General features: G+C 70.5%; 11 protein-coding genes and 2 pseudogenes. 9 read left to right on the top strand and 4 right to left on the bottom strand.

Annotation, left to right across the window (positions count from 1 at the left end; all coding sequences use genetic code 11):
- Nucleotides 1–2: 2 nt before the first annotated feature.
- Complete coding sequence (locus tag ACZ7M3_RS36820) at nucleotides 3–131, bottom strand: hypothetical protein (protein ID WP_472069239.1); 129 nt, start codon at nucleotides 129–131, stop codon at nucleotides 3–5.
- 169 nt (nucleotides 132–300) lie between these two features.
- Here ACZ7M3_RS36820 and ACZ7M3_RS36815 point away from each other — a divergent pair, with 169 nt between their 5' ends.
- Together ACZ7M3_RS36815 and ACZ7M3_RS36810 are read left to right on the top strand one after the other, a co-directional pair.
- Nucleotides 301–939, top strand: a complete 639-nt coding sequence (locus tag ACZ7M3_RS36815) for a TetR/AcrR family transcriptional regulator (protein ID WP_351311124.1) — start codon at nucleotides 301–303, stop codon at nucleotides 937–939.
- Between the two features lie 230 nt (nucleotides 940–1,169).
- Nucleotides 1,170–1,274 (top strand): annotated as a pseudogene (locus ACZ7M3_RS36810) (IS5/IS1182 family transposase); the annotation flags it as partial.
- On the opposite strand, the pseudogene ACZ7M3_RS36805 reads toward ACZ7M3_RS36810, so the two are convergent.
- Nucleotides 1,271–1,372: pseudogene (locus ACZ7M3_RS36805) on the bottom strand (molybdopterin-dependent oxidoreductase); the annotation flags it as partial. The pseudogenes ACZ7M3_RS36810 and ACZ7M3_RS36805 sit on opposite strands and share 4 nt — an antisense overlap.
- Nucleotides 1,373–1,572: 200 nt before the next feature.
- Here ACZ7M3_RS36805 and ACZ7M3_RS36800 point away from each other — a divergent pair.
- Together ACZ7M3_RS36800 and ACZ7M3_RS36795 are read left to right on the top strand one after the other, a co-directional pair.
- The gene (locus tag ACZ7M3_RS36800; RefSeq protein WP_472069237.1) at nucleotides 1,573–2,523 is read left to right on the top strand and encodes an XdhC family protein; all 951 of its coding nucleotides are present in this window, start codon (nucleotides 1,573–1,575) and stop codon (nucleotides 2,521–2,523) included.
- Between the two features lie 701 nt (nucleotides 2,524–3,224).
- Nucleotides 3,225–4,427 (top strand): RNA-guided endonuclease InsQ/TnpB family protein, encoded by a 1,203-nt coding sequence (locus ACZ7M3_RS36795; protein WP_472069235.1) that lies wholly within the window; start codon nucleotides 3,225–3,227, stop codon nucleotides 4,425–4,427.
- Between the two features lie 47 nt (nucleotides 4,428–4,474).
- Here ACZ7M3_RS36795 and ACZ7M3_RS36790 read toward each other — a convergent pair whose 3' ends face one another.
- Nucleotides 4,475–4,822: a hypothetical protein gene (locus tag ACZ7M3_RS36790; RefSeq protein ID WP_472069233.1), complete on the bottom strand. Its 348-nt coding sequence runs from the start codon at nucleotides 4,820–4,822 to the stop codon at nucleotides 4,475–4,477.
- Nucleotides 4,823–5,236: 414 nt separating this feature from the next.
- Between ACZ7M3_RS36790 and ACZ7M3_RS36785 the strand changes: the two genes are divergently transcribed.
- From ACZ7M3_RS36785 to ACZ7M3_RS36765, 5 genes are all read left to right on the top strand, one after another.
- A complete protein-coding gene (locus ACZ7M3_RS36785) occupies nucleotides 5,237–7,909 on the top strand; it encodes a winged helix-turn-helix domain-containing protein (RefSeq protein WP_472069231.1) in 2,673 nt (890 codons plus the stop codon).
- 179 nt (nucleotides 7,910–8,088) lie between these two features.
- Nucleotides 8,089–8,607 carry a hypothetical protein gene (locus ACZ7M3_RS36780; RefSeq protein WP_472069229.1) on the top strand — a complete coding sequence of 173 codons (519 nt, stop codon included), beginning with the start codon at nucleotides 8,089–8,091 and terminating at the stop codon, nucleotides 8,605–8,607.
- A gap of 17 nt (nucleotides 8,608–8,624) precedes the next feature.
- On the top strand, nucleotides 8,625–8,822 hold the full coding sequence (locus ACZ7M3_RS36775; protein WP_060897349.1) for a hypothetical protein: 198 nt from the start codon (nucleotides 8,625–8,627) through the stop codon (nucleotides 8,820–8,822).
- A 169-nt stretch (nucleotides 8,823–8,991) separates the two neighbouring features.
- Nucleotides 8,992–9,654, top strand: coding sequence for an HdeD family acid-resistance protein (locus ACZ7M3_RS36770; RefSeq protein WP_351311113.1), 663 nt, complete (start codon nucleotides 8,992–8,994; stop codon nucleotides 9,652–9,654).
- Nucleotides 9,655–9,764: 110 nt separating this feature from the next.
- A complete protein-coding gene (locus ACZ7M3_RS36765) occupies nucleotides 9,765–10,232 on the top strand; it encodes an SHOCT domain-containing protein (protein ID WP_472069227.1) in 468 nt (155 codons plus the stop codon).
- A 64-nt stretch (nucleotides 10,233–10,296) separates the two neighbouring features.
- On the opposite strand, the gene ACZ7M3_RS36760 is transcribed toward ACZ7M3_RS36765, so the two are convergent.
- Nucleotides 10,297–12,297 (bottom strand): SpoIIE family protein phosphatase (locus tag ACZ7M3_RS36760; RefSeq protein ID WP_472069225.1); only part of this gene is annotated, 2,001 nt, incomplete at its 5' end.

Below are 12,297 nucleotides of genomic sequence, written 5' to 3'. Positions count from 1 at the left end.
ATCTACTCGGGGGCGGTCGGCAGGCGCTTGCCGGCCAACCGTTCCTCCGCCTTGATCTTGGCGCGGTCGGCAGCCGGTCGTCCGTTCTTCGAGGTCCTCAACCGCTGCTTCGAGGTGAGGTGGTCGATCACCGCGCACTCGGCGCGTACGTGGGCGGCCTTCGCCTTCTCGTGCGCCTTGGCGCCGGTGTCGCTGTGCTTGGCGTCGCGCTCACGTCGGGACCGGATCCGCTCGAGTGCCGCCTCGATCCGCGAGGCGGCTGTTTGACAATGAACTCAAGCAGCTGCTTGAGTTCATGCTGTGATAGGGGCGAAAAAGACGGACCTGCGCCGAGAGGCTGGTCAGCGCACGCGGGACGGCCTGCAGACGGCCGCCCTGGAGTTGCTCGCGCAACGAGGCCAGGAGGGCGTGACACTCCGCGAGATCACAGATCGCGCCGGAGCCAACGTCGCCGCGGTGAGTTACCACTTCGGGTCGCTCAAGGCGCTGTGCGACTCGGCGATAGAGCACGCGTTGGAACGGTATCTGGACGCGCAGATCCAAGCGCTCGATCCCCTTGGCTCCACTTCGACACTCCAGGAGTTGGCGGCAGCCTTCGCGCGGCCGATGGTGCGCGCACTGGCGGCCGGTGGGCAAGATCTGGCCGTGATGCGGACGGTGGCGCGCGTCGGCATCGATCCGCCCCAGGGGTGGGAGCGGCTGAACGGCAAGTTCGACCAGAGTCGTCGGGAAGCCCTCCGAGTGCTGACGGCGAACCTTCCCGAAGTCGACGAGCAGGAACTGATCTTCCGTACGCGCTGCGCAGCCGGTCTGCTGAACTGGCTCGCGCTGGCACCCATCGGCGCCGAGTTGGCCGCCATGTCCGCCGAGCAGATCGAGCGGCAGTTGGTCCCCGTGGTGGCCGGGGCGTTCCGCGGAGACGCCGCCGTCGGCCGCTGACCGGGCCAAAGGCCACCGGAATCCAAACAACTCAAACGATTACTTGACAAGGAAGCGCCGCACCGCACTGAAGCTGCTCTGAATTGATGGAGTCCCTGCTGCCTGGGTTATCACCGTTCCGTGGGAGTGGTGGACTGCCGGGTCGTCACTTCCCGTGAGGTCGGATGCCGTCGGATGTCGGACTGCTGGAACAGCGCGAGCTCGCCATACCGCCTCCTGATGTTCCCGTCGACGCGAACGGGCTGCCCCTCGTCGTCGGCGTCTCCGCCGCCAGCACCCACGACAGCGAAGGCCTTGATGAGGGTGGAGCAGGAGTCGGCCGGCGGCGATCACCACGCAGCCACTTGGGGCTCTTGTAGCCGTAGAGGTGTGGGACGACGAGACGCAGAGGGAAGCCGTGCTCGGCGGTGAGGAGCTCACTCTTGTGGTGGGTGCCAGGTCCAGGACCGTCGTGGTGACGATCCCGAACCACTCCTGGTCTCCGGCCTCCGGCCGGCCAGTTCACTGTGCAGCCTGGGTGTCCGGGGCAGGGCTCCCTAGAATGGCGATGACAGTGCCGCGCTGACCAGGTGGTCTCCCGGCGACCCGATGGGTCACCGGTGCCGACAGCCAGGAACGAGGAGGGCCGCGATCATGCGTGAGCTGGCGGACACGGCACGGCGATGGGCGGCTCAGGGGCGCCCGGCCGTATTGGCTCGGCCGATCACCGAGCAGGGCTTCGGGCCCCGGCACCCCGCCGACGCGCTTCTCATCGACGAGGACGGGAACCGTCAGGGCACCTTGTACCGCGGTGCGTTCGACGACCACCTGGCCGCAGAGGCCGCGGCCCTCCCGCCCGGGCACACCGCGCGCGTGTGCGAGGTGGCCGTACACGACGACGAGGTCAAAGAGGCACGGCTGACCTGCGGCGGCCAGGCCGAGATCCTGCTCCAGCCGCTGCACACCGTCCCCGCCCGCTGGTGGGACCTGCTGAGCGAGGGCGCCGACGCCGCGCTGATCACCCGGATCGACGAGGAGCGGACCCAGGCTGTCAGCGACGTCGTCACTCCGGGACTGCAGGGTGATGATCCGACGGCCGTCGTACAGGCCGCCGAGCAGGCGAGGCAACTGCTCGCCCGCCACCGTGCCGGACGCGAGACCCGCCGCGCCGCTGCCGGACTCGTCCTCATCGAGGCCTGCCCGGCCGTCCCTCACCTGGTCATCGTCGGCGGCGGCGAACTCGCCGAACTCCTCACCACCCAGGCGCAGGTGCTGGGCTGGCAGGCCACGGTCGCGTACGCCGCCGGGGATGCCCGCAGCCTACTGGCCGACCGTCCGGCCGCGGCCTGCCTGATCGTGCTCAGTCACGAGCCCGACGTCGACATCCCCGTCCTGCACACCGCGTTGACGGCCGGCATCCCCTACGTCGGCGCACTAGGTTCACGCCGTACCCAGGCCCGCCGCGCCGAAGCCCTCACAGAGGCGGGGCTCACCGAGGAGCAACTGCGCCGCATTCACGGCCCGATCGGACTCGACATCGGCGCCCGCACCCCGGCGGAGACGGCCTTGGCCATCTGCGCCGAGGTTCTCGCCGCACTGGGCTGATCGTAGGGGCCCGGTCCGCAGGCTCATGGGCCGGCCACCCCCGCAGGGTCGAGTTGGCGCCGAGGGGACCGACGGCGTCGGCGGTCTCCATGAAGTGGACCTCCGTGCGCGGGATGTAGGCGTACTGAGGAAGGCGGTAGCGGCGGAAGGCGGCCGTCTCGACCGCGCCGCGGGCGCCTCTACGACCGCCTCGATCTCCGGGCTGCTCTGCTGTGCCTTACGCCTTCGGCTACGAGCGATCCACGTGCACGCTCGTCGACTTCACCGGCCCCTGCCTGGATCTTCACCTGCGCCACGACGTCGTCGACCGTCAGCGCCGTGACGATGCCCGTGAACGCGTTGCGCACCGACGTGGGCGGGCCGCCGCCGACGGTGGCGCGTTCGTCCCCGACCGCACGCTCCCGCGCGACCGCGCACCGGCACGCACCCCAACCGTGTCACCGGATAACCGGAGGATGCCCCGGCCTTTACGCCGGGGAGGAATCCGGCTTCCCGCGTAGCGGGGCAGGGGTAGCCGAATCGCCGACGGGCGATTCGGCTACCCCTGCGGGAGTGCCGAGGACGCCCTCCAGGAGGTAGATGAGATCAGCATTGAGTGACCGCCGCTCGCGCTTGGCGTGGGCAGCCCAGCGGGCATGAAGTGCAGTGGGGATCCTGGCAGTTGTGCGTACCCCGTCGTCCATGGTCGCTACGCTGGCACCATGACGACACCACTGGAAGTCGGGGAGGCCGGGCACGCCCGGTACACCTACCGGCTTCGGGTGTCATCCACAGCGCTCACGGCGCTGCTGGGCGAGTGGGACCGGTGCCGGTGGATCTGGAACGAATGCTGCGCCCGGTCCAAGAAGGCCCACCGGGACGAGGAGAAGTGCGGTCCGGCGCGGCTGGACAAGATGCTGACCGAGGCCCGCACCCACAATGCGTGGCTGCGTGAGGGCAGCAGTGTTCCGCAGCAGCAGATCATCCGGGACTTCGGCAAGTCCCGCGCCAAGGCGTTGAAGGACATCAAGGACCGGCTGCCGATGCGGCAGCGGGCGGGGATGCCGAAGTACAAGAAGAAGTCCCTGGCCGACCCGAGCCTGAACTACAACCGCAACGGTTTCCGGCTCAAGCACGGGCGCCTGCACCTCGCGGGCGGCATCGGCGTGACGGTGGTGTGGTCGCGAGACCTTCCTGCCGACCCGTCGTCCGTGCGTGTCCACCGCGACAGCCTCGGCCACTGGTACGCCTCGTTCGTCGTGGCAACCGAAGTCCAGCCGCTGCCGGAGACCGGCAACGTGCTGGGTATCGACTGGGGGGTGAAGCAGACCGCGACCACCACCAGCGACACCCACGACCTTCCTCACGTCGAGCACGGGCGGAAGGCCGCCGCGAAACTCACCGGGTATCAGCGGATGATGGCCCGGCGTAAGCCCAAGGCCGGGCAGGCCGCGTCCAAGGGCTACCGGACAGCGAAGAAGCTGACGGCGAAGCTGTACAAGAAGGTCGCCCGGCAGCGCCAGGACACCGGCCGAAAATGGGCCAAGCAGGTCGTCCGCGATCATGACACCATCGCCGTCGAAGACTTCCGCCCGAAGTTTCTTGCCAAGTCCACCATGGCCCGCAAGGCGGCCGACGCGGCGATCTCCGCCACCAAGGCGGAGCTGATCAACATGGCGCGTAAGCACGATCGGGACCTCCGGCTCGTGCGCCCCGCGCACACCACCATGGACTGCGCGCACTGCGGAGCGAGAGCCAAGCACGCACTGCCACTGTCGGAACGCACCTACACCTGTACCGCGTGCGGAATCTCATCCCCCAGGGACAAGAACTCCGCCCGCGTGATGCTCGTCCGGGCTGGTCTCAACCCGGCTAGTGCTGATCGTGGAAGACCTGACACCCCGCCGGGGCGGCAGGCAGCGTGAGCTAGGAATCCCCCTCGTTTACGAGGGGGAGGATTCAATGTGCGTGTCTACATGCGCAGCATCCGCTGTGTGATCTCCCGGTACTGCCTCATCGCGTGCCGGAGTTCTTCCGGCTGTGTCCCGGGGTCCTGGTCCTGCCAGGTCTCGTGCAGCACGCGCCGCCGTTCCGCGAGGGTGCTCATGAGCTGGGCGGTGACCTCGTCGAATGCGGTCTCGGCCTCTTCCAACGCCTCACGTGGGCTGTCGGCGAAGGTGTTGAGGGCGTGTTGGAGGTGCTGGGCGAGCTTGTCCCGTTCGTCCGACGGGATCAGCGGCTCGGGGCCAGGCGTACGACGCCCGACCGAACCGGGCTGTTTGTCCGGGGGCTGCTGGGCGCGTGACTGGTCGTACATCATCGAGTGCCACTTTCCTGTACGTCGTACCGGCCGCGTCGGTTTCGTCGCCCTGGGCGGGGCCGCGCTCCGCACCGTGCTGTCAGTCAACGCCGGGCAACCGGCGGTGTCAACGTGATGTCGACAGGGGCGAGTTCCGGTGGCTGGGCAACGGTTGAGGGGGAGAAGGGGACCGGGGTGGCCCAGCCGTGACCGCGGTCGTCTGGAAGACGCGGCCGGCGGCCCCGAGTGCGGTCGCGCCGCCCAGGCCGTACGCCGCCCAGGCCGTACGCCGCCCGGGCCGTACGGGGCCCAGGCCGTACGGGTGGGTGAGTTCATTCGTGAGGGCTGTGCGCTCGGGCCACTGCTCGAGTGAGAAGGCCGCGACAGGAGTGAGAAGAGCGCCGCCCGTGATCTGACGGGATAATGGCGAGCACCATGGCTGGGATCGAGGAGAGCGGCCAGGGGTCGACCGTCGCATGGGTCGATCCCATGGGAGACCCGTTTCTGCGCACGCGGTTCGTCCCTCCGGCGAGGCCCGTCACCTTCCTGCGGCGGGAGCGGCTGGTCGAACACCTGGACCAGGCGCTGCTGACTCCGCTGACGGTCGTCAACGGAGCGGCCGGGGCGGGGAAGACCCTGCTGGTCGCCGAGTGGGTCACTGGGCTGGCGCAGCCGGTCGCCTGGTTCACCGCCGACACGGCGGATCAGCAGCCCGGGATGTTCTGGGCGTACGTGCTCCAGGCCCTGCGGTCCTCGGGCGTGCCGGTCCCTGGCAACATTCGCTGTCCCGCGGACGCGAGCAGGGTGGACCGCACACTGCTGGCACGGCTCGCCGCCGAGCTGAGCGGACGCGACCGGCCCGCGATCGTCGTGCTCGACGAATACGACCGCGTGACCGCGCCGGAGATCGCGGAGCAGCTGGAATTCGTCCTGCACCATGCCGGACCGGGAATGCGCCTCGTCCTCGTCACCCGCACCGAGCCGCTGCTGCCGGTGCACCGATACCGGGCAGCCGGTGAGCTGACGGAGATCCGGAACGCGGAACTGGCCTTCACACCCGAGGAGGCGGCCGTACTCCTGGAGCGGCACGGCCTGCGCCTGCCCGCGCACGCGGTGGGGGCGCTCGTGGACCGCACCGGCGGATGGGCGGCCGGCCTGCGGCTGTGCGCCCTGGCCGCGCGGGAGAGCCCGGATCCGGAGAGATACCTGAAGGAATTCGAGGCAGGGCGGAGTACGGTCGCCGACTACCTCCTGGCCGAGGTGCTCAAGCGGCGAACCGCCGAGACCCAGGACCTCCTGCTGCGGGTCAGCATCCTGGAGCGCCTCTGCCCCGATCTGGCCAACGCGCTGACGCGGCGCACCGACGCCGAGCCCATTCTGGCCGAGCTGCACCGCGAGAACGCGTTCGTCGAGGATCTCGGACACTCGTGGTACCGGCTCCACCCGCTGTTCCGGGAGATCCTCCGGGCGCACCTGCGGGAGCGCTGTCCTGGACTGGAGCCCGAACTCCACCAGCGGGCCGCCCGGTGGCTGCTGCGTTCCGGATTCCTCCCCGAGACGATCGCCCACGGCGCCGCCGCGGGCGACTGGGACTTCACCGCCGGCGCCTTCGTCGACGGCCTGGCGATCGGACAGCTCTTCACCGGTCTGCGCCGTGACGAGCTGGCCGAGCTGTTCTCCCGGATGGGACCCGAGGCCACGAGCCCCGCGACGGACGTCGTCCGAGCGGCCCGGGACCTGTCCCAGTGCGACCTCGACCGCGGTCTGGCCCGCCTGCACCAGGCCGAGGCGGGCCTGGCCGCGGACGTGCCCGACGCGGCCACCGACGTGCCCCGCCCGGCGGCGGCACGGCTGAGCTGCGCGCTGCTGGAGGCTCTGGGGGCCCGTCTGGCCGGGGCCCCGCTCCAGGCGGAGAGGGCCGCGGAGGCGGCCGAGGAACTGCGGCGGGCGGTTCCCGCCCACCTCTTGGGGCAGCATCCCGAACTCATCGCTCTGCTGCTGACCCATCTGGGCTCGACGCGTCTGTGGGCCGGGCGCTTCGAGGACGCCCGCACCGTGCTGTCCGCGGCGGCGGGCTGTCCCGGCGGGGCCTCGACGGCACTTCCGCGAGAGGAGTCCTTGGGGCACCTGGCGCTGATCGACTACCTGAACGGCTGGCTCGGCAGGGCGGAGCGCAAGGCACTCGCGGCGACGACCGACTCGGAGCGCTTCGGGCTGTGCGGGTCGTCCGGCTCGGACATCGGGCGGATGGTTCTGGCCGCCGTGGCCGTCGACCGGAACGAACTGGATCACGCCCAAGCCCTCCTCGACGAGGCGGTCGGCTCACGCCTGGCGACACGGGACCCGGTGTCCGCCACGGGCCGGTCCCTCGTGACGGCACGTCTGCTGCTGGCCCGAGGCAAGACCCGAGCCGCCCTGGCGGCGGCGGACCCGGCGGTCTCCACGGATGTGGCATCACCCTGGGCACGGGCTCACGCCGCTCTGGTCGCCTCCGCCGCCCACCTGGCCGAGGGCCGACCGGACGCGGCCGCCGAGGTACTGCAACAGGTGCCGGACGACCAGCCGGCCTGTGTGGTGGAGGCCGCGCGGGCCCAGCTGGCGGCGGGCCGCCCCGCCGCCGCGCTCGACCTGCTCGACCGCCTGCGCGCCGAGGGTCCGGCCGGTCCGGCGGTGACCGTGCGGGCCACGCTGACCCGGGCGCAGGCCGCACTCGAGGCGGGTGACTCGGCCGCCGCGCGCAAGCTCGTGGGCCAGGCGCTCCTGGAGGCCCGGCGCGAGCGGCTGCGGCGGCCTTTCCTGGAGGCTGGACCGTGGATCCGACGCCTCCTGGGCACGGCGCCACTGCAGCCACTGGCCGCGGGCTGGTTGACGACCGGCGACGCGCCGCGGCTCGAAACGCCCGCACCGCTCGTCGTGCAGGAGCTGAGCGAACGCGAACGCGACGTTCTGCGGCGACTGGCCCAGACGATGTCGACGGAAGAGATCGCGGCCGACCTCTGCGTGTCGGTGAACACGGTCAAGACCCACCTCAAGAGCGTCTACCGAAAACTGGCGGTGAACCGGCGCAACGAAGCGGTGCGCCGGGCGCGCGAGCTGCGGCTGCTGTGAACCCGTACCGGTGACCACCCTCGCCCGTCACGGGTGAGGCGCGGGACGAGCCGTTCGGATGCGATGGGAGTGGCGGCACCACGTACCTCCCGACCGGGTGGGACGCCCGGAGCATCGCGAATCCGGCGATGTGGCCGATGTCCCTCGTTCCGGTGCGCCGAATCGGAGAGAAGGCCTTGATGTCACGGACCGAACCCGCCGTAACCTCAGCGGCCGACGCCGACCACCAGGCGCAAGCCGACTACACCGGTGGTGTGTACGGGTCCATGCTCGCCGCATCAGTGGTGATCGGCACCGGCACGCTGGGCTCGTTCCCCCACGTGGAGCTGGCGGTGCTGCTCTTGGGCACCGGCTTGGCGTTCTGGATCGCGCACGTGCACGCCCAGCTGTTCGGGGCGCGTCTGGCCCGGCAGGCCCTGGACTGGAGGACCGTCGTCGAGGTGTGCCGTGCGGAGTGGCCGATCGTGAAGGCCGCCGTCCCGCCGACCGTGGCCGTGGCCGTCAGCCCGCTCCTGGGCCTCGGCCTCCAAGGCACCTTCTGGCTGGCGCTCGCCGTCGCCGTGGCCGGGCAGGTGGGCTGGTCGGCGGCAGCGGCACGCCGCGCGGGTGCCTCCTGGCGCCTCACGGCCGTCACCGCCTCGATCAATCTGCTGCTCGGCCTGCTGATCATCTCGTTCAAGCTCGTCCTGACGCATTGAAAGGTCGTTCTGAGCCCATGCGCTACGAGATCCGTGTCGAGGGACACATGACGGAGACGCTGACCAAGGCGTTTCCGGAGATGGACCACGTGGTGATGTCCGGGCAGACCGTCCTGTTCGGCCCCGTCGTCGACGAGGCGCACCTGTACGGGCTGCTGGCCCGCTGCCAGTCGCTGGGACTGCACGTCATAGAGATGCGCCGACTGCCGGAGTGACCGGGGCGTACGCCGTCCCCGAGGGCAGGGACGATCACCCGCCGGGGGTGAACCGGCAGCGGGCGGCGCGCGGGACGCTGACCCGGTGAAGTCCCCGCACACCGTCCCGTCGGCGGTCCGGCGACGACCCGCTCGACCGCGTCAGGACTCGACCGCGTGAGGAGGAGCCATGACCGAATCGCGTGGTCCGGCACCACGTACCGAGCCCGGGCCCAGGCCCGAAGCGGCGGCCGCCCCGCCACCCGACGACGCCGAGGAACTGCTGGCGGGCCTCGGCCGCTCATGGACCTGGATCCTGGGTTCGGCGATCACGACGCTGGTGCCGGGCATCCTGGTGCTGGTGTGGCCGGACGAGACCCTGCACATCCTGGCGGTACTCATCGGTCTCTATCTGGTCGTGACCGGGGGGTTCCGCTTCGTGGCGGTCTTCGGCCGCGAGGAGCACGGCGAGCGGATTCCCGGGCTCTTGCTCTCGATACTGTTCGTCCTGGCCGGGGTGCTGTGCCTGAGGAACCCGCTGCAGACCATCGCCGCGCTCTCGCTGATCGTCGGCGTCGTCTGGCTCGCGTCCGGCATGCTGACCGCCTACACGGCCATCGCCATGAAGGCACTCCCGCACCGTGGCGTCGTCTTCTGCGCCGCGGCGCTCGGCATCGTCGCGGGAGTCGTGGTGCTCGCCCTGCCGACCGAGTCCGCCCGCGCCCTGACCCGGCTGCTCGGCCTGTGGCTCGTCCTGCTCGGCCTGATCGAACTCGTCCTCGCCTTCGCCTGGCGGGCCGCGCTGCGCCGCGCACGCGCCGCGGACCCGTACGGCTCCGCCCCGTCGCCCTGAGACTCCGCGGGGACGTTCACCCGTCCCGGGTGAGGCCGGACGACCTTGCCGTGCGCATGCTGAATCGGGAGGGACGACCGCCGGGCGAACGCCCGGGATGGAGGAGCGACATGAGCACACAGATGTACCTCGCGTACGACTACCCGCTGCTGAGCGTCTTCTGGAGCATGCTCTGGTTCTTCCTGTGGATCATGTGGTTCATCCTGCTCTTCCGGATCATCATCGACATCTTCCGTGACGACGAACTGGGTGGTTGGGCCAAGGCAGGCTGGCTCCTGTTCGTCATCCTCCTGCCGTTCCTGGGTGTCCTCGTCTACGTGATCGCCCGCGGCAAGAACATGGGTCGCCGAGAGGTGAATCAGGCCCGCGCGCAGCAGGAGGCCTTCGACTCCTACATCCGGCAGGCGGCGGGCGGCGGCACCGGAACCAGCAGCGTCGACGAACTCGCCAAGCTGTCCGAGATCCGCGCCCGTGGCGACATCACGGACGAGGAGTTCCGCAGGGCGAAGGAACTCGTCCTGAGCGGTCAGGGCCCGTCCAGCGGCTCGGGCACCGGCACCGCCGCCTCGGGCCAGTGAGCGCCGGACGAGGCGACGCCGGGCGGCACGAGGTCACCAGGTAGCACGATGACGGCGGGACCACTCACAGGTGGAGGGTGAACCAGGTGGTCTTGCCGTCGTCGGTGGGGCGTACGCCCCAGTCGTCGGCGAGCGCGCGGACGAGGACCAGTCCGCGCCCGGATTCGTCGTCCTCGGCTGCGAAGCGGGGTTGGGGCAACTGCGGGCTGTGGTCGCCGACTTCGACCGTCAGGTCCAAGTCGGTCCGGCACAGGTGCAGTCCGATGGGGCCCTGGGCGTGCTGAACGGCGTTGGTGAGGACCTCTGAGAGCAACAGCCGCGCGTCGTCGGCCTTTGTGGCGCAGCCCCACGACGTGAGGGCCTTGCTGAGGAAGGCTCGGCCCTCGGGGACGGAGTCGGGGACGGCCGGGAGGTCGAGGGAGACGGCGGCGAGCGGTGCGTCGGGCAGCCGGGTCAGCAGCAGGGTGACATCGTCGTTGTGGCCCTCGGCGTCGGGCAGCAAGGTGGTCAGGACGTGGTCGGCGGCCACCTCCAGGTCGGGGGCGGAGGCGAACAGGTCGCTCAGCGTGCTGGTGAGCCGGGAGAGCTGGTCCTCGATGTCGCTGCCGGGGGTTTCGATCAGTCCGTCGGTGTAGAGCACGAGGGTGGCGCCGGGCGGGATGACCGCGCTGCACTGCTGGTAGAGGACATCACCCACGCCGAGGGGCGCGTTGACGGGCGCGGGCAGCGCACGGGCGCCCTCGCCCGGGGTGGCCACCAGGGTGGGCAGATGTCCGGCGGAGCAGATCGTCACCGCGCCCGCGTCGGCCGCGATCACCAGGTAGCAGCAGGTGACCAGTTGGTCCGGGACGTCGAGGTCGGCGACGGCCGCGTCGAGGGCCTGCATGAGTTGGCGGGGCTGCATACCGGTCTTGGCCAGGGCGTGTGCGGCGGAACGCAACTGGCCCATGACGGCGGCGGCTTCCAGCCCGCGTCCCATCACGTCGCCGATCAGGACGCCGACGCGGCCGGCGCCCAGCGGGACCAGGTCGAACCAGTCGCCGCCCACCCCGGCCCCCTGGGTGGCGGGCCGGTAGCGGCTGGCGGTCGTGAGACCGGGGATGGCGGGCGGAGTGCCCATCAGACTGCGCTGCAGCGTCAGGGCGATGTGCCGCTGTTGTTCGTACAGGACGGTCAGCTCGGCTTCGGCCCGCTTGCGATCGCTGATGTCGCGGACGATGGCACAGGCGCCGATGACCTCGCCGTCGGCGGATCGGGTCGGCCACAGGGTGATGTCGACGTCGAGGAGATCGCCGTGACGGGTGACCCGCAGTGTCTCGAAGTGCTCGACCCTCTCCCCGTTGCGCAACCGGTCCATCAGGAGGTCGATCTCGTGGCCGTGGTCGGGCGGGGCCAGCAGGGACACATGGCGGCCCATGACCTGGGCGCGTGTGTACCCGTAGAGGCGCTGGGCGGCGGCGTTCCAGTAGGTGATGTGCCCGTCGAGGGTCTTGGCGAGGATCGCGTCCTGGGAGGACTCGACGAGCGCGGCCAGCTCGTTGATGCGTTCCTCGGCTGCCTTGCGGTCGCTGACGTCGCGGACGGCGGCGGAGACGAGGAGGCCGTCGGTGGTCTCCAGGGGGCTGAGGCTGATCTCGACGGGGAACTCGGTGCCGTCCTTGCGCAGGCCGTGGAGTTCGAGACCGGCTCCCATGGGGCGCACCTGGCGGTTGTGGGTGTAGCCGCTGCGGTGCTTGGTGTGGTGGGTTCGGAAGCGGTCGGGTACGAGCAAGTCCACGGTTCGGCCGAGGAGTTCCTCGCGGCCGTAGCCGAAGAGCGCTTCGGTCTGGGCGTTGACGAGTCTGATCGTCCCGGTGTCGTCCACGATCACCATGGCGTCCGGCGCCGCCTCCAGCAATCCCCGGAACCGGTCCTCGGCTGCCTTGCGGTCGCTGACGTCGCGGACGGCGGCGGAGACGAGGAGGCCGTCGGTGGTCTCCAGGGGGCTGAGGCTGATCTCGACGGGGAACTCGGTGCCGTCCTTGCGCAGGCCGTGGAGTTCGAGACCGGCTCCCATGGGGCGCAC

This window comes from Streptomyces sp. NPDC111656, from assembly GCF_055656965.1.
The sequence above is the reverse complement of the archived record's forward strand: the minus strand, read 5'-3'. Positions and strand labels throughout refer to the sequence as shown.

Coding starts and splice junctions, on each gene's coding strand:
- ACZ7M3_RS36800 (WP_472069237.1), top strand. CDS start 1,573: ATGCGTGAGCTGGCGGACACGGCACGGCGATGGGCGGCTCAGGGGCGC.
- ACZ7M3_RS36795 (WP_472069235.1), top strand. CDS start 3,225: ATGACGACACCACTGGAAGTCGGGGAGGCCGGGCACGCCCGGTACACC.
- ACZ7M3_RS36790 (WP_472069233.1), bottom strand. CDS start 4,822: ATGATGTACGACCAGTCACGCGCCCAGCAGCCCCCGGACAAACAGCCC.
- ACZ7M3_RS36785 (WP_472069231.1), top strand. CDS start 5,237: ATGGCTGGGATCGAGGAGAGCGGCCAGGGGTCGACCGTCGCATGGGTC.
- ACZ7M3_RS36780 (WP_472069229.1), top strand. CDS start 8,089: ATGTCACGGACCGAACCCGCCGTAACCTCAGCGGCCGACGCCGACCAC.
- ACZ7M3_RS36775 (WP_060897349.1), top strand. CDS start 8,625: ATGCGCTACGAGATCCGTGTCGAGGGACACATGACGGAGACGCTGACC.
- ACZ7M3_RS36770 (WP_351311113.1), top strand. CDS start 8,992: ATGACCGAATCGCGTGGTCCGGCACCACGTACCGAGCCCGGGCCCAGG.
- ACZ7M3_RS36765 (WP_472069227.1), top strand. CDS start 9,765: ATGAGCACACAGATGTACCTCGCGTACGACTACCCGCTGCTGAGCGTC.